Raw genomic sequence first — 16813 nt, 5'->3', positions numbered from 1 at the left:
AGCCCGGCCCGGCACGTCCGGGCTTTCTGCGTTTGACTGGATTTGAGACATGACGGGAACGACACGATCGAGCAGCGGGCTGGACGATCGCCGCAAGCGGCTGCTGTTCCGCTGCTGGCACCGCGGCACGCGCGAGATGGACCTGATCCTCGGCCGCTTCGCGGATGCCGAGATCGGCAGTCTGTCGGATGACGAGCTGACGCAGCTCGAGACGCTGCTCGAGGTCAACGATCCCGATCTCTATGGTGCCATCACCGGCGACAAGGTGCTGCCGGCCGATGTCGCCGGCGCGGTGTTTGCCCGCATCAAGGCCTATCCGATCGCGGACGGCGGCGTATGAAACCGGGGATGAAATCTCCGGCCGAGCTGCTTGCGCCCGGCCGGGCGCTGACGCTTGCCAATGTCGCGGAAGGCGCCGAAGGTCTCGTCGTCTCCGATCTCGCCCGGGCCATCGCGGCGCGGCCGAAGAAGCCGGCGGTCAGCCTTGCGGTGGTCTGCCGCGACGGGCCGCGCATGCAGCAGCTCGAACGCGCGCTGCAGTTCTTCGCCCCGGATTTGCCGGTGCTGACCTTCCCAGCCTGGGACTGCCAGCCCTATGACCGCGTCTCGCCGCATGGCGGCATCCTGGCGCAACGCCTGACGACGCTGGCCCGGCTTGCATCTCTGACCGGCAGCGACAAGCCGCTAATCGTGCTGACGACGGTAAATGCCGTCGTGCAGCGCGTGCCCGCGCGCGAGCTCGTCGCGGCGCAGGCGCTGTCGGTCGCCCCCGGCAATGTCGTGCCGATGGACACCATCGTCGCCTGGCTCGAGCACAACGGCTACAACCGCTCCTCGACCGTGCGTGAGCCCGGCGAATATGCCGTGCGCGGCGGCATCCTGGACCTGTTTCCGGCCGGCCTCGAGCAGCCGGTTCGCTTCGATTTCTTCGGCGACAGCCTGGAATCGATCCGCTCCTTCGATGCCGAGACCCAGCGCACGCTGCTCGCCATGCGCTCGCTCGACCTGGTGCCGATCTCGGAATTCCAGCTCGTCACCGACACCATCCGCCGTTTCCGCATGGGCTACGTTGCCGAGTTCGGCGCGCCCGAGCGCGACGATGCGCTGTATGAGGCCGTCAGCGAAGGCCGCCGCCATCCCGGCATGGAGCACTGGCTGCCGCTGTTCCAGGACCGGATGGACACGCTGTTCGACTACCTGCAAGGCGCAGCCGTCGCAATCGAGCCGCAGGCCGAGGACGCGATCCGCGAGCGCTTCAAGCAGATCCAGGACTATTACGAGGCCCGGCGCGACGCGATGGAGCATCCCGGCGGCGGCGCGATCTACAAGCCGTTGCCGCCCGACCGGCTCTATCTCACTGCCGAGGAATGGACCAAGCGCGAGAGCGACATGCCGCTGGTGCGGTTGACGCAGTTCTCGGTTCCGGCGGACGGGACGAGTGTCGTCGACGCCGGTGCGCGCAAGGGCCGCGACTTCGCGCCGGAGCGCAACGACACCAACGTCAACGTGTTCGAATCCGTGGTCGGCCACGTCATGGCGCTGCAGGCCCAGCGCAAGAAGGTCGTGATCGCGCTGTGGAGCGAAGGCTCGCGCGACCGCATGACGTCGATGCTGCGCGACCACAAGCTGACCCACACCACCAGCGTCAACTCCTGGCGCACCGTGCAGGCGACCCCGCGCAACGAGACCATGCTCGCGGTGCTCGGCCTCGAGAGCGGTTTCGAGACCGACGAGATCGCTATTATCAGCGAGCAGGACATCCTCGGCGATCGCCTGGTACGGCCGCGCAAGGCGAGCCGGAAGCTCGACAATTTCATCTCGGAGGTGACGAGCCTTGCCGCCGGCGACATCGTCGTCCATGTCGACCACGGCATCGGCCGTTTCATCGGCCTGCAGACGCTGGACGTTGCCGGTGCCCCGCACGACTGCCTCGAGCTGCACTATGCTGCCGAGACGAAGCTGTTTCTTCCCGTCGAGAACATCGAGCTGCTGTCGCGTTACGGCTCCGACCAGACGACGGTCGAGCTGGATCGCCTGGGCGGCGGCGGCTGGCAGACCCGCAAGGCGAAACTCAAGAACCGCATCCGCGAGATCGCGGGCGAATTGATCAAGATCGCGGCCGCGCGCCATCTGCACGAGGCGCCCAAGCTGCCGGTGCAGGCGGGCCTTTACGATGAGTTCTGCGCGCGCTTCCCCTATGACGAGACTGAGGACCAGCTCGGGGCGATCGAATCCACCCTGAAGGACCTCGAACTCGGCCGTCCCATGGACCGGCTGATCTGCGGCGACGTCGGTTTCGGCAAGACCGAGGTGGCGTTGCGCGCAGCGTTTGCCGTGGCGCTCGAGGGCAAGCAGGTTGCGGTCGTGGTGCCGACCACGCTGCTCGCACGCCAGCACGCAAAGACCTTCACCGAGCGCTTCAAGGGCTTTCCGGTCAACGTGGCGCAGGCTTCGCGGCTGATCGCGACCAAGGAGCTGAACCAGGTCAAGAAGGGCATTGCCGACGGCTCGGTCGATATCGTCGTCGGCACCCACGCGCTGCTCGGCAAGGCGATCAAGTTTCGCGATCTCGGCCTCGTGATCGTCGACGAAGAGCAGCATTTTGGCGTCACCCACAAAGAGCGGCTGAAAGCGCTTCGCTCCGAGGTGCACGTGCTGACGCTGTCGGCAACGCCGATCCCGCGCACGCTGCAGCTGGCGCTCACCGGCGTGCGCGAGCTCTCGATCATCGCTTCGCCGCCCGTAGATCGCCTCGCGGTGCGCACCTTCGTCGCTCCGCATGATCCGCTGATGATCCGCGAGGCGCTGCTGCGCGAGCGTTATCGCGGCGGGCAGGCGTTCTACGTGGTGCCGCGCATCGACGATCTCGCCGAGGTCAAGGATTTCCTCGACAAGAACGTGCCGGAGATGAAGGTCGCGGTCGCGCACGGCCAGATGCCGCCGGCCGTGATCGAGGACATCATGACCGCATTCTACGACGGCAAATATGACATCCTGCTGTCGACCACGATCGTGGAATCCGGCCTCGACATTCCCAACGCCAACACGCTGATCGTGCATCGCGCCGACATGTTCGGCCTGGCGCAACTCTATCAGCTGCGCGGCCGGGTCGGCCGTTCCAAGCTGCGCGCCTATGCGCTGTTCACGTTGCCGGCGCAGCAGAAGATCACCGCGCAGGCCGAGCGCCGGCTCACCGTGCTGCAGTCGCTGGAGACGCTGGGCGCCGGCTTCCAGCTCGCCTCGCACGACCTCGACATCCGCGGCGCCGGCAATCTCTTGGGCGAGGAGCAGTCCGGCCACATCAAGGAGGTCGGCTTCGAGCTCTATCAGTCGATGCTGGAGGAGGCGATCGTCAACCTCAAGGCCGGCGTCTCCGAGCCCGCCGCCGACCGCTGGTCGCCGTCGATCACGATCGGCATGCCGGTGCTCATCCCGGAGGACTATGTCGGCGACCTCTCGGTGCGGCTGTCGCTGTACCGGCGCCTTGCCGATCTCGACACCGAGGAGGAGATCGAGAACTTTGGCGCCGAGATGCGCGACCGCTTCGGCGTGCTGCCGGACGAGGTGCGCTACCTGTTCAAGGTCGCCGCGATCAAGGCGTTCTGCCGAAGGGCCAATGTCGAGAAGATCGACGCCGGCCCGAAGGGCGCCGTGATCGTCTTCCGCGACAATTCCTTCGCCCATCCCGACCGCCTCGTCACCTTCATCCGCAGCCACGGCCAAGCCGCCAAGGTGCGGCCCGACATGAAGGTGGTGTTCCTGCAGGACTGGGAGACCCCGGAAGAGCGTCTCGCCGGCACAACCGAGATCATGCGGCAGCTGGCGCAACTCGCCGAGAGCAAGAAGGCGGCGTGAGCTTCAGGTCTCACCTCTTCATTGCGAGGAGCCCTTGCGACGAAGCAATCCAGAATCTTTCCGCGGAGAGAGCCTGGATTGCTTCGCTACGCTCGCAATGACGGTGCTTGTTGCAGCAGTTCGCGAAAGAACTACGACGCGGCCCTTGACGCATCCGCCGACAGCCGCGCCAGCAGCGACCGTGCCGTATCCGAGGGCGACAGCGAATCCACGCTGACCACGGGATCGCTGCGCATCTCGTGCTTGCCGTTCGAGGTATGCCTCATCACCGCCGACAGACGCCGCGCGATCATATGGGCCGTGCGGAAGTCGGTCTCCGCGAACACCACGATGACCGAGCCGTCCTTCTGCGCCACGCCGAAATCCATCTGCCGCATCAGGCGGCTGAGGATGCGCGCGGCGTCGAGCTGGGCGCGGGAATTACCGGGGTCGAAGGCGAAACGTGCGACAGACAGGCCGCCGCCGCGGGCCAGCGTCTGCTCGACCGCTTTGGCAAAATCGCGGGCGAAGGCTTCCGCCGTGAGCAGGCCGCTGCGCGGATCGAGCCAGCCGCCGGCATCGATCGAGCGCAGCGTGCGGCTCAATTGGGCTTCCATCGCGTGCTGGCGGATCAGCGGCAACGCATTGGCCGCGACCTTGGCCGGCTCGCCCGGGATCAGCTCGAGATTGGGCAGGTCGTAGGTCTGCGTCAGCTGGTGCGCGGTGACGACCACCGGCAGGCTGCGGAAGCGGGTGTCCTCGGCGAGCACCGTGAGAAAGGCGTCGGTGACGCGCGCGGTGAAACCTTCGGCGAGCACGACGCCGTCGAGGTCGCGGGTGTTGAGGTGTTTCGCGGCGGCCTCGATCGAGAGCGCACCGACGACGCCGACGCGTTCGCCGAGCGCGACGGAAAGCGCGGGGTAGGCCGCGCCGCGGCCGATCAGGAGCACGGTGGCATCGCGTGCGGGGTCACCTTGCGGCAGCGCGACCTTCACTTCGGGTAGCCGGCGCAGCACCGTGGCGTGGAGCGTGCGCACGCGCAGCGCGGCGCGAAGCCGTGCGATCAGGCGGTCGGGATTGCCGCCGCGCAAGGAGAAGGGCAGGGCATTGCGAGGCAGCGTGCCCGCCGCATCCACGGCGACGAAAGGAAGATAAGGCGATTGCTCGGCGATCTTCTTTGCGAGCGCAGCCAGATGCGGCTCATGTCCGCCATGCATCACGGCGAGAATTGCAGCTGGCTGCACCTCTTCGACCGCGCGGGCCGCGCTGGCCCAGTCGGTATCGACCACGGGAAACAGCCGGGCCTCGTCCAGCGCCCCGACGAAGGGCGGCCGATCGGCATTGGACACAAAAAGGATCGGGCCCGCCTGGGACATTCGGAAACTCTGATCACGCAACAGATGCCGCGCAATCTAGTTTGGCCGCCTTAATGCAGCGTCAACGTATCAGGCGAAACTGCGCCTAGACCGGCCCGGAGCGGTCGCGAAAAGCCTCGACCATCAGGGGGTTAAGCCCGAGCTCGCTGAGCGCCTCGCGGGCGCGGGCGTTGTCCTGGGCGCGTCCGGCCAGCCTGTGACCGGAAAGCCGGTCGGGCAGCGCGGTGAGCAGGGCGCCCTGGCCGAGCCGGCGTGCCCATTCCTGGAGATCGTTGGAGAGGAAGCGGTAGCCGCCGACGGCCATGATGCCGGAGGGTGGCGCGGTGATGCAGATTGCGCCGCTCGGGCGGTCGAGCCGTGCGGCATAACCGGTATCGACATAGTCGCGCGGCGGCTGCGCCGTCAGGGTTTCACCGACCGGCTGCGGCGGGGCATAGGCCGCGATCGGCACCATCGCGCCGCGCAGGCCGAGCGTGCCCTTCGGCGTCAGCAGGATCTCGCCGGCAATGGACGAGCCCATCTGCTCGCGCGGAGCGCCGTGCGGCCCGGGCATGACTGCCACCGGCATGCCGTCCTCGCCGCGGCGGGCACCGAACAGGCCGGCCTCGCCGAACAGATAGACGTCGGTCAGCGGCGCATGGGGAGCAATCCAGGCATCGCTCGCTGCCACCTGCTCGGGCGCGCGCCACAGGCCGATGACGTTGCGTAAGGACGGCATTCGCGCCGCCAGGTCGGCATCGCCGAGCCGCAGTGCGAGCTGCGCCGGCGCGATCAGCACCTCGCATTCGTGCTCGTTGATCTGCTGCTCCAGAACGTCGTTCTCGAACGGATGATGCAGCGCCAGCGCGCCGCCGGAGAGCAGCCACACCGCGAGCGAGGAGGCGAGCCCGGCGAACGACATCGGCGCGAACGCCGCCATCAAGCTCGCGCCCTGCCGGATGTCGGCTTCGAGCGACATCGCGAGCCCGCCGGCGATCAGGCTGAAATGCGGTCGCGGCACCGGACGAAAGCCTTCCGCGGTGACGTCGAAGGAGATCATCGCCGCCTTGCGACCGTCCTGGATCACGGCCCGCGTGGTGCCGGGCGGGCGGGCCAGCACGTCGTCCAGCGACGCCATGCCTTCGGGCAGATCGGTGCCGAAGCCGCAGACGTGACGGATCGAGAAGGCTTCGGCGGCCGCATGCATCGCGAGATCGGCATAGCTGACGCCATCAACCGTGCTCATGGTAACGATGGCGCGGGCCGCGGTGCGGTTGAGTGCGGCGGTCAGTTCGGCGTGGCGCCACAACAGCGGCAACACGGCGACGACGAGGCCGGCGCGGTGGGCGGCAAGCACCGTGAGCACGAACTCGACCGTGTTGGGCAGCTGGATCGCGATGACGGAATTGGCCGGCAGGCCCGATTCGACGAAATGGGCCGACAGCGCCTCGATAGCCCTGTCGGCCTCGGCGTAGCTCATTCGCCGCGGCTGGTGCCCGGTGACGCGTCCCTTGTTGAGGGGATCGAGCAAAGCGGCCGCGTGCGGCTGCCGGGTCAGCGTGCGCTGGAACAGCGTGTCGAGCGTCGGCGATGCGGCTGGCTGGTTCACGGCGTCACTTTGCTTGCGTGGCTTGCGGCTGCCCCTTCGACCACCAGGCTTCCGGCAAATAGCCGGAGAGCGAGGTGGCCTTGGGCCGTTCTATCCGATTCCAGCGCGCGATCCATTGCTCGGATACGTTAAACAGGGGGATTGTGTAGAAGCCCGCGATCAGAGCGCGGTCGAGCGCCCGCACCGACGAGACGAAATCCGTATGTTCACGGGCCTCGAGCAGGGCGGCGATCATGGCATCGATCGCCGGATCCCTGGCGCCCATGTAATTGCGGGTCCCCGGATTGTCCGCGGCCGCGCTGCCCCAGTAGAAATATTGCTCGTTGCCGGGCGACAGCGACTGGTCCCAGCGGTTCTGGATCATGTCGAATTCGAACGCGAGCCGGCGCTGGTCGAACTGCACGGGATCGACCGAGCGTACGCTCGGCTCGATGCCTGCGCGCTTGAGGTCGCGCTGGAACGCGAGCGCGATACGCTCCTGGTCGCGGGTCGTGACCAGGATCTCGAAGGTGAAGGGCGCCTTGGTGGCGCGATTGCGCAGCACCGTGCCGTCGAGATCGTAGCCGGCCTCGGACAGCAGTTTCAGCGCCGCGCGCAGCGTGGTGCGGTCGCGTCCCGATCCGTCGGTCACGGGAAGGCGGTAGCTGCCATCCATGACGTCGGGCGGAATTCGGGCGGCGAACGGTTTGAGAAGCTCTCGTTCGCGCGCGTCCGCTGGCCGGCCATAGGCCGACAGGTCGGAACCCGCGAAATAACCGGCAACGCGCGAATAGAGCCCGAAAAAGTAGTTGCGGTTGACCAGCTCGAAATCGAATAGCAGCGTCAGCGCCTGGCGGACGCGGATGTCGGCGAAGATCGGCCTGCGCGTGTTGAACACCAGGAATTCGGAGGGCTGCGGCAAGCCCGGCTTGACGGTATCGCGGATCACCTCGCCGCTTTTCGCGGCCGGAAAATCGTAGCCGTCATGCCAGCGCAGCGGCTCCTGCTCGACGCGGAAATCGTAGAGACCGCGCTTGAAAGCTTCGAACTGGCCGTTGGCCTCGCGAAAATAGTCGAGCCGGATCTCGTCGAAATTGTAGAGCCCACGGTTGATGGGCAGGTCGCGGCCCCAATAGTCGGGATTGCGGGTCAGCGTCACGCTGGCGCCGGGTTTCACCGCCGTGACGCGATAGGGGCCGGAGCCAATCGGGCTCGTCAGCGTCGTTTCCTCGAAGGTCGCGACGTCGACCGCGTGCTTGGCCAAAATCGGCATCAGGCCGAGAATCAGCGGCAGCTCGCGATCATTGGCGCCTGCGAGGTCGAAGCGGACGGTGAGGGGATCTGGCGCCTCTGCCTTGACGACTTTGGTGTAGTACTGCCGGTGGTTCGGCCGGCCATGGTCGCGCAGCAGCTGCCAGGAGAACAGCACGTCTTCAGCCGTGACCTGCTTGCCGTCGGAGAAACGGGCGCGCGGATCGAGGCGGAATGTGACGAAGTTCCGCTCGTCGTCGGTTTCGACGCTCTTGGCGAGCAGGCCATAGAGTGTGAACGGCTCGTCATTGCCGCGCGCGAGCAGGCTCTCGACCACGTAGCTCCGCATCTGCTGCACGGCCAGTCCCTTGACGATGAAGGGGTTGAGGCTGTCAAAGGTGCCGAGGACACCCCAGGTCAAGCGGCCGCCCTTGGGAGCATCGGGGTTGACGTAGGGCATATGGGTGAAATCGGCCGGCATCGCCGGCTCGCCGTGCATGGCGATGGCATGGACCTGCTCGGCCCGGGCCGCGTCTGCCGACAATCCGCCGCCGAGAGCCAGGACAAGGGCAGAGGCCAACGCCAGGACGCAAAGGCGGACACCGGGGCCCTCGAAAAGGCGTTGGAACATGAACATCAGCACAGGTTGATTCGAGGACCGTCGTGCCTCGAATCCTATCACAGGGAATTTCCCCGGACGCAGCTGTGGATGTGGCCAAAGGCGCTTGTCGGCATTGATCTTTTCGTCGACCACGTTAAGAAGGCACCCAATCGCGCAAGAGCGTCGAGCCCGTCACTTATCCGCCTCAATTGACGGGGAGAGAGCCGCGCCCAACGCGGCCAGGTTCGGTGCTTCGGAGCGGTTCGGGCACTTCCCGTTCAGAAAGGGTTTTCCGCAATGAATTTCCATTACTTGGCCGCGTCCGTCCGGCCGCGCGGGCGACTTCTCGCCCTGTTGACGGCGACGGTATTGGCCGTTCCGTTTGCCGCCGAGGCTCAGGCGCCGGCTCCGGGCGCGCCCGCGCCCAAGGCGGCCCCGAAAGCCGCTCCCAAGGCTGCCCCCAAGGCTCCGGCGCCGGCCGCTCAGGCCCCCGCCCAGCAGGCCCCGGCCCAGGGCGCTCCGGCGCAGCAAGGTGCGGCCCAGCCGGCCGATCAGCAGATCCAGCTGATCTACGCCCCCTGGACCAAGTTCTGCCTGAAGGGCCAGGACGCCAACGCCAAGCAGGTCTGCTTCACCGGTAAGGACGGCCGCATCGAGTCGGGCCAGCCGGTCATCGCCGCCGTGATCATCGAGCCGGAAGGCGAGCCGAAGAAGATCCTGCGCGTGACGCTGCCGCTCGGCATGCAGCTCGTGCACGGCACCCGCATCATCGTCGACGGCAACCCGCCGCTGCAGCAACCCTATGTGATCTGCTTCCAGAACGGCTGCATGTCGGACTACGAGGCGACGCCCGAGCTCATCAACAACATGAAGAAGGGCCAGAATCTCGTTGTGCAGGCAATCAATGCCAATGGCGCGCCGCTGACCCTGCCGCTGCCGCTGGCCGGCGAATTCCAGAAGGCCTATGACGGTCCGCCGACCGATCCGAAGGTGTTCGAGGAAACCCAGAAGAAGCTTCAGGAAGAGCTGCAGAAGAAGGCCGACGAGCAGCGCAAGAAGCTCGAGCAGCAGGGTGGCGCGCCCGGCGCACCTCCGACCGCTCAAAAGTAATCGGGGGCCAGATCCCGGACACATGAAAAAGGCGCTCATCTCGAGCGCCTTTTTTGCTGGCCGCCTCTCGGAGCGACTCAATTCAGAGAGGGATTGCGCGGGCGGTAGCCGCCATCCTTATTCTTGATGAAGATCTCGGCCACCTGGGAATGCCGGATCGGCTCGCCGGATTCATCCGGCAACAGATTCTGCTCGGACACATAGGCGACGTACTCGGACTCCGCGTTCTCCGCGAGCAGGTGGTAGAACGGCTGATCCTTGTGGGGCCGCACCTCCTCGGGGATCGACAGCCACCACTCCTCGGTGTTGTTGAATTCCGGATCGATGTCGAAGATCACGCCCCGGAACGAGAAGATCCGGTGGCGCACGACCTGTCCGATCTGAAATTTGGCGGTGCGCGCTTTAATCATTCTCCGTCGATAGACCAGGATTGTGGCCGATGCTAGTGGCCTCATCTGGAATTGGCATTCACTTAAGGGGCAGATAGCCCCCAAGTCTTCAGAAAACACTTCATCAATGGTCGATATCCTCAATCTGGCGCTACCTTATTTCGGTCTGATCTTCGTCGGTTTCGCCTGCGGCAAAGTCAAATCCCTGCCGGAATCGGGCCTCGCCTGGATGAACTTCTTCCTGCTCTACGTGTCGCTGCCGGCGCTGCTGTTTGCGATCATGTCCAAGACGCCGTTCGCCGAATTGAACAACCCGCCGTTCCTGGTCGCGACCACGCTGTCCACCGTCGCCGCGTTCACCCTGGCGCTGGTCGTGGGCAAGGTTTTCGGCCGGCTGACATTGCGCGAGGCGACGCTCGCAGGTCTCTCCGGCGGCTACGGCAATATCGGCTATATGGGCCCCGGGCTGGCGCTCGCCGTGCTCGGATCCAAGGCTGCGGCGCCGACTGCGCTGATCTTCTGCTGCGACAGCATCTTCCTGTTCACCATCGTGCCGCTCCTGATCGAGCTGTCCGACCGCGATCATCCCTCCATCGTGCACGCCTTCGGCGTCGTGCTGAAGCAGATCGTGCTCAACCCGCTGATCATGTCGGCCTGCTTTGGCGCGGCCTTCGCATCGCTGCATGTCGAGATGCCTGTCGCGCTCGATCGCACGATCACCTTCCTGCAGAACGCGGCGGCCCCGACCGCGCTGTTCGTGCTCGGCGTGACCGTGGCGTTGCGCCCATTCGACCGCGTCCCATGGGAGGTACCGGGTGTGATCGCAATCAAGCTGCTATTCCATCCGCTCGCGGCGTTCGGCCTGATGCTCGCGTTCGGGCCGTTCGCACAGCCCTGGGCCGCGACCGCCGTGCTGATGGCCTCGCTGCCACCGGCGCTGAACGTGTTCGTGATCGCCCGGCAGAACGATGCCTGGATCGAATCCGCCTCCGTCGCGGTGCTGCTCGGGACCTTCGCGTCCGTGGTCACGCTGACCAGCGTGATGTGGGCGATTCAGACCGGACGGCTGGCGTTTCCGTGAGCGGGCTCAGCGCCGCCAGAACTACCGCCGCCAAGTCGGCGTCAGGCCCTCGCGCATCGCAAAGCGCCTGAGCGGGCCGATGGCGCCGAGCAGGTGCATGCCGACGGCGCGGACCGGCTGCAGGGGGAGGAAATCGTTGAGCAGGGAGCGGTTGGCCATGTCGATCGCAAACGTCCGGCTCAGGATGTCCGGGCGCCGGGCGCGATCGTAGCGCTTGAGCACTTCGTCCGCGCCGGGATCCTGGCCCGCAGCGAGGGCTTCGCCGGCGAGCCGCGCGATATCGGCGGCATCGCGCAGGCCGAGATTGAGGCCCTGGGCGCCGATCGGGGGAACCACATGGGCGGCTTCGCCGACCAGCGCGATGCGGTCGCGGCCGAAGGATTTCGGGCGTTCGATCGCCAGCGGAAACAGGTTGCGCCCGGGCTCCACACTCATGCCTCCGAGGATCGAATGCGACTGCTTCTCGACCGCTGCCGACAGCTCCGCATCGCTCAAGCTCCGCAGCCGCTCGGCCTCCGCAGGTGCCGAGACCCAGACGACGCTGGAGCGGTCGCCGGGCAGGGGCACGAACACGCAGGGACCGTGTGGCGTGTGGAACTCGGTCGAGACGTTGCGATGCGGCCGCGTGTGGCAGACGTTGAAGGTCAGCGCGGTCTGCGTCAGCTCGCGCCGCGTCACCTCGATGCCGGCAGCCTGCCGGCACAGCGAATGCCGGCCGTCGGCGCCGACCACGAGGCGGGCCGAGAGAAACTGTGCGGAGGCGGTGCGGATTGCGACGTCGGCAGCTTCGATGACGATGCTTTCAGCCTCGTCGTCGAAACGGACGAGATTGGGCAGCTCTGCCGCACGCTCTTCCAGCGCCAGCATCAGCGAGCGGTTGTCGATGTTGTAGCCGAAGGCGTCGAGCGCGATTTCGTGACAGGAGAACCGGACCTCCGGCGCGCGGAACAGCCGGCCGGTGTCGTCGACGAGGCGCATGACCTCGAGCGCGGCGGCCTTGTCCTTGCATCGCGACCAGACGTCGAGCGTCTCCAGGAGTTCGACGGAGGCACCGAGCAATGCGGTGGTGCGATTGTCGGCATAGGGAACGCGGCGCGCCACCAGTGCGGTCCGGGCACCCGCCTGCGCCAGCGCGATCGCCGCGGCAAGGCCCGCAGGTCCGCCGCCGATCACGGCGGCGTCATGGAGTGTCGATGCATCTGTCATGGAACGACAAATGACACGCCCGGCGGCAAATTCAAGCCTGCTGATTTTGCCTGATTTTTCGACGAATTGTGGGACCGGGCGGCGCCCTGGCGCATGTGCAAATCGGCTTCATTCTGATAGCAGAAGCTATGGATAGCCAAGAGGATTCCCTGAAGCCCACGCCCGCGATCCGCGCCGCGGCCTTCTCGGTGCACATCTTCACCGCGTTTGGCGCGGCGGTCGCGCTGCTCGCGATGCTGGAAGCCGTGCGCGAGCACTGGGCGGCGATGTTTCAATGGCTGGGCGTGGCCCTGATCATCGACGCGATCGACGGTCCGATCGCGCGTCGGCTCGACGTCAAGAACGTGCAGCCGAACTGGTCGGGCGACGTGCTCGATCTCGTGGTCGACTTCGTCACCTACGTCTTCGTGCCGGCCTATGCGATCGTGGCCAGCGGCTTATTGCTGCCGGTCGCAGCTCCCTTGCTCGGCGTCGCCATCATCGTCACCAGCGCATTATATTTCGCCGATCTGCGCATGAAGGCGGACGACAATCATTTCCGTGGCTTCCCGGCGCTGTGGAATGCGGCGGCGTTCTATTTGTTCCTGCTGCACTGGCCGCCCCTGTGGTCGACGCTGCTGGTGGCCGCGCTCGTCGTGCTGACTTTCGTGCCGTTCCACGTGCTGCATCCGGTCCGCGTCGTGCGGCTGCGCTGGCTGACGATGTCGCTGATCGCGCTCTGGGCGGTGCTCGGCCTCTACGTGCTGGAGATGGATTTTCGCGTCGGCACCGGCGTCACCGTCGTGCTCTGCGCCATCGCGCTCTGGATCAGCTTCAGCGATTCCTTGATCCGCCTGGCAAGATCCCTCGCATGATGCAGCAATCGCAAAAGAACCGGCAAGAAACCGGCAAGCGGTCCGCTTAGCCGTTCCAGCTAGCCGTCGAGTTGACAAGGCAGGCGCGATGCCTTTCGCTCAGCCTTGGAGAAGAGGAGGTCAGGCGATGACCAAAGCGGTCCGTGTGCACAAGGTCGGAGGCCCCGAAGCCCTGGTCTACGAGAGCGTCGAGGTGCCGGCGCCCGGTCCCGGCGAGGTGCGGATCCGTCAGCATGCGGTTGGCCTGAACTTCATCGACGTCTATTACCGCACCGGTCTCTACAAGGCACCTGGGCTGCCGTTCATCGCCGGCAACGAGGCCTCCGGCGAGGTTGCCGCGGTCGGGCCCGGCGTTACAAATTTTCATCCCGGCGATCGCGTCGCCTACTATCACAATCTCGGCGCCTATACTGGCGAGCGCAACATCCCCTGGGAGAAGCTGGTCAAGCTGCCCGACCACATCACCCACGAGCAGGGTGCCGTGCTGATGCTGAAAGGGCTGACCGTCTGGTATCTCCTGCACAAGACCTTCAAGGTCGAGCCGCATCACCGCGTGCTGATCCATGCCGCCGCCGGCGGCATCGGCTTGCTCGCCTGCCAATGGGCAAGGGCGCTCGGAGCCCACGTCATCGGCACGGTCGGCTCGCGCGAGAAGGCCGAGCTCGCCGAGGCCAATGGCTGCGACCACGTCATCCTCTACAACGAGGAAGATTTCGTCGCGCGCGTCAAACAGATCAGCCGCAATGAAGGCTGCGACGTCGTCTACGACGGCGTCGGCAAGGCGACGTTCCCGGGCTCGCTGTCCTGCCTGAAGCCGCGCGGGATGTTCGTCTCGTTCGGTAACGCGTCAGGTCCGGTGCCGCCGTTCGCGATCGCCGAGCTCAACCATCACGGCTCGCTGTTCGCGACGCGGCCGAAGCTCAACGACTACATCGGCACCCGCAAGGAGCTGCTGGAGGGCGCCGACACGTTGTTTGCCGCCGTCATCAACGGCAAGCTGCACGTGCCGATCAACCACGCCTACGCGCTCAAGGACGCCGCCAAGGCCCATATCGATCTCGAGAGCCGGAAGACGACCGGCGCGTCGATTTTGAAGCCGTAGGTTTCGTGGCCCGGACAAGCTGCAACGCGTGAGCGTTGCGGCGCGGAGCCGGGACCCAGAAGGCGGCACGGGACGCTGCGCAGAGATGAGCCCCGGCTCTGCAGCGCACCGCTCCCGGACGATGCTTCGCATTGCCTTGAGAGCGCTGCGCTGCGTCCGGGGCACGAGACTGGTTCTACGCCACCCGCCGTGCCGCGCCGGCCTTGGTCAAGATCCCGTCGAGACAATCGATCATCTCGGCGATCTCTTCCTTCGCGACGTTCAGCGCCGGCATGAAGCGCAGCGTGTCGACCTGCGGCGCGTTGAGCAGCACGCCGGCCTCGAAGGCCTGCGCGACGATGCCGAGCGCGATCGGCAGCTTGAGGTCGAGCGCGAGCAGCAGCCCGCGTCCCCGTACGCCGCCGAGGCCATGCCGGGCCGAGACCTTCTGCAGCTCGCTTTCGAGCAGGAGACCGGTCTCGGCGACCTGTTTCAGGAAGTCCGGCTTAGAGATCTCCTCGAGCACCGCAAGCCCCGCGGCGCACATGATCGGGTTGCCGTTGAACGTGCCGCCCTGATCGCCATGCTCGAAGCAGGAGGCGCGTTCGGTCGCGAGCAGGGCTGCGAGCGGCACGCCGCCGCCGATGCCCTTGCCGAGCGTCATGATGTCGGGCGCAATCCCTGTGTGCTCATAGTGGAAGAGCTTTCCGGTCCGTCCCATGCCGGTCTGGATCTCGTCGAAAATGAGTAGCAGGCCGTGCACCTCGGTCAGCGCGCGCAGCTCCTTCAGGAACGCATCGGTCGCGGGCCACACGCCTGATTCACCCTGGATCGGCTCGAGCATCACAGCGACGGTGTTGTCGTTGATCAGCCTTTCGACCGAGGCGATGTCGTTGAGCTTGGCCTTCTTGAAGCCCGCGACCTTCGGCTCGAACAGCGGCTCGAACGCTTTCTTGCCCGAGGCTGACATCGTCGCCAGCGTCCTGCCGTGGAAGCCGCCTTCGAAGCTGATGATCTCGAACGCGCCGCTTTTATGCAGGCTACCATATTTGCGCGCGAGCTTGATCGCGCCCTCATTGGCTTCCGCGCCGGAATTGGTAAAGAACACCTGATCGAACGCGCTGCCGGCGACCAGCGCCTCCGCCAGCTTCAGGCTGGGCTCGTTGTAGAAAGCCGGGCTCGGCGTCAGCAGCCGTTTCGCCTGCGAGGCCAGCGCTTCGGCGACCGCCGGCGGGGAGTGGCCGAGACAGTTGACGGCCCAGCCCTGCACGAAGTCGAGATAGCGCTTGCGGCCGTCGTCCCAGAGGTAGGAGCCGGCGCCGCGGACGAACACGGCTTTCGGCCGTGCCGTGATGTCCATCAGCGCGTCGTACGGATGCGTCGTCATGTCGAACTCCTCTGGAGGCGGGTGGAAAACGGGCGCAAAAAGCAGAAAGGCCGCACCTTGCGGGTGCGGCCTTCTCGAAAACTTCAGCTGAAATTCAGTGGTTCAGCGGCGTCGTCGGACATGGCGCACCCTCTCATCGTCGCGGCAGCGACGACGGAGCATTTCGGTGCGCAGGTTGGTCCGGGCGTTGATCATGGGGCGCGGCAATACATGCGAAGGGCAGGGCTTGTCAAGCGGGCGTTTTGCAAGACACAGCCCTGGCGTGCATCGGTCAGGTCAGGTGCGGCGCTTCCTCGGCGTGCTCGTCGCCCCAATCCGCATCCGCGATGGCGGTGTCCAAGAGCTCGCCGCGCATCAGCTTGAGCGGCGATCTCCAGTACAGCGCGATGTTGTGGAAAGGGTCGGTCAGCACCTTGAACACCCAGACGAGTCCGGTCGTGACGTCGCGCGTGGCGAACAGCTGGAGCATGCGGGCAAGGCCGCCGCCGACGCCGATCGCGAGCCAGAGCGTGCCGACGTGACGGATGAAATCGAGACGCGTGGCGGGCGGATCGAACAGCCCGAACAGGGAAGGGAACGCATATAGCGCGAGCGGTGCGCTGCCCCACACCAGCAGCAGGATGATCTTGCGGGTCTGGTTGTAGCCGACCTTGACCGCTTCCTTGTAGTCGTTGCTGACGTCGTTGACGGAATCATAGCCGTTCGGCTCGAAGAAGAAATGCCCGGTCTGCCGCGTCAGCATCGCAAGCCAGCCAATGATGCCCGCGAGCGCTGCGTCCTTGAACAGCAGCGCGTAGCAGCCGAGGAAGATCACGGCGCTGACGAGGTGCAGCGTCTGGTTGACGGTGCTCTGGTGGTAGAAGCGGTAGTCGTCGAAGCGCTGCCTGCGCAGCATGTCCGAGAGACGGCTCATCAAAATCCTCGCTCGCGTTGAAATCCGCGGCAGAGTTAGGCCGAGTCCGTGACTCCTGCGTGAATGCATTATAGTGTCACATCGCCGGCGCGCGGCTTACGGCAGTGAAGACGACGACGCCTGCGGGCGGGACCGAGACGGATGCGAGGGCCCACGCAGCTGG

Annotated in this window: 13 protein-coding genes; 6 read left to right on the top strand and 7 right to left on the bottom strand. The window is 65.9% G+C overall.

Features of this window, described 5'->3' with window-relative positions; all coding sequences use genetic code 11:
• The first annotated feature begins 49 nt into the window (after positions 1-49).
• Complete coding sequence (locus UNPA324_RS04585; protein WP_141933731.1) at positions 50-340, top strand: FAD assembly factor SdhE; 291 nt, start codon at positions 50-52, stop codon at positions 338-340.
• Positions 337-3855 carry a transcription-repair coupling factor gene (gene mfd / locus UNPA324_RS04580; protein WP_141933729.1) on the top strand — a complete coding sequence of 1173 codons (3519 nt, stop codon included), beginning with the start codon at positions 337-339 and terminating at the stop codon, positions 3853-3855. Before UNPA324_RS04585 ends, mfd begins: the two co-directional genes overlap by 4 nt.
• A gap of 131 nt (positions 3856-3986) precedes the next feature.
• Here mfd and UNPA324_RS04575 read toward each other — a convergent pair whose 3' ends face one another.
• The 3 genes from UNPA324_RS04575 to UNPA324_RS04565 form a co-directional block, all read right to left on the bottom strand.
• Complete coding sequence (locus tag UNPA324_RS04575) at positions 3987-5210, bottom strand: GGDEF domain-containing protein (RefSeq protein ID WP_128918153.1); 1224 nt, start codon at positions 5208-5210, stop codon at positions 3987-3989.
• Positions 5211-5295: 85 nt separating this feature from the next.
• Entirely contained in the window at positions 5296-6798 is a 1503-nt protein-coding gene (locus UNPA324_RS04570; RefSeq protein WP_128918152.1) for a class I adenylate-forming enzyme family protein, read from the bottom strand.
• A 4-nt stretch (positions 6799-6802) separates the two neighbouring features.
• Positions 6803-8665 (bottom strand): extracellular solute-binding protein, encoded by a 1863-nt coding sequence (locus UNPA324_RS04565; RefSeq protein WP_181769294.1) that lies wholly within the window; start codon positions 8663-8665, stop codon positions 6803-6805.
• A gap of 261 nt (positions 8666-8926) precedes the next feature.
• Between UNPA324_RS04565 and UNPA324_RS04560 the strand changes: the two genes are divergently transcribed.
• A complete protein-coding gene (locus UNPA324_RS04560) occupies positions 8927-9739 on the top strand; it encodes an invasion associated locus B family protein (protein ID WP_128918150.1) in 813 nt (270 codons plus the stop codon).
• A 77-nt stretch (positions 9740-9816) separates the two neighbouring features.
• Here UNPA324_RS04560 and hspQ read toward each other — a convergent pair whose 3' ends face one another.
• Positions 9817-10149, bottom strand: coding sequence for a heat shock protein HspQ (hspQ, locus tag UNPA324_RS04555; RefSeq protein ID WP_018317973.1), 333 nt, complete (start codon positions 10147-10149; stop codon positions 9817-9819).
• A gap of 106 nt (positions 10150-10255) precedes the next feature.
• On the opposite strand from hspQ, the gene UNPA324_RS04550 reads away from it, so the two are divergent.
• Entirely contained in the window at positions 10256-11209 is a 954-nt protein-coding gene (locus UNPA324_RS04550; RefSeq protein WP_128918149.1) for an AEC family transporter, read from the top strand.
• Positions 11210-11230: 21 nt separating this feature from the next.
• On the opposite strand, the gene UNPA324_RS04545 is transcribed toward UNPA324_RS04550, so the two are convergent.
• Positions 11231-12415 carry a UbiH/UbiF family hydroxylase gene (locus UNPA324_RS04545; RefSeq protein WP_128918148.1) on the bottom strand — a complete coding sequence of 395 codons (1185 nt, stop codon included), beginning with the start codon at positions 12413-12415 and terminating at the stop codon, positions 11231-11233.
• Between the two features lie 128 nt (positions 12416-12543).
• Between UNPA324_RS04545 and pcsA the strand changes: the two genes are divergently transcribed.
• Positions 12544-13269 carry a phosphatidylcholine synthase gene (gene pcsA, locus UNPA324_RS04540; RefSeq protein WP_181769293.1) on the top strand — a complete coding sequence of 242 codons (726 nt, stop codon included), beginning with the start codon at positions 12544-12546 and terminating at the stop codon, positions 13267-13269.
• A 127-nt stretch (positions 13270-13396) separates the two neighbouring features.
• Positions 13397-14371, top strand: a complete 975-nt coding sequence (locus tag UNPA324_RS04535) for a quinone oxidoreductase family protein (RefSeq protein ID WP_141933725.1) — start codon at positions 13397-13399, stop codon at positions 14369-14371.
• A gap of 175 nt (positions 14372-14546) precedes the next feature.
• Here the strand turns inward: UNPA324_RS04535 and UNPA324_RS04530 are convergent, their stop codons facing one another.
• Both UNPA324_RS04530 and UNPA324_RS04525 read right to left on the bottom strand, forming a co-directional pair.
• On the bottom strand, positions 14547-15737 hold the full coding sequence (locus UNPA324_RS04530) for an acetylornithine transaminase (protein ID WP_141933723.1): 1191 nt from the start codon (positions 15735-15737) through the stop codon (positions 14547-14549).
• Positions 15738-16008: 271 nt separating this feature from the next.
• Complete coding sequence (locus UNPA324_RS04525; protein WP_181769292.1) at positions 16009-16650, bottom strand: hypothetical protein; 642 nt, start codon at positions 16648-16650, stop codon at positions 16009-16011.
• Positions 16651-16813: the final 163 nt, after the last annotated feature.

It is taken from the genome of Bradyrhizobium sp. UNPA324, from assembly GCF_006658635.1.
GTDB lineage: Bacteria > Pseudomonadota > Alphaproteobacteria > Rhizobiales > Xanthobacteraceae > Bradyrhizobium > Bradyrhizobium nanningense.
Note: the sequence above shows the minus strand (reverse complement) of the source record. Positions and strands in the feature narration are given on the sequence as shown.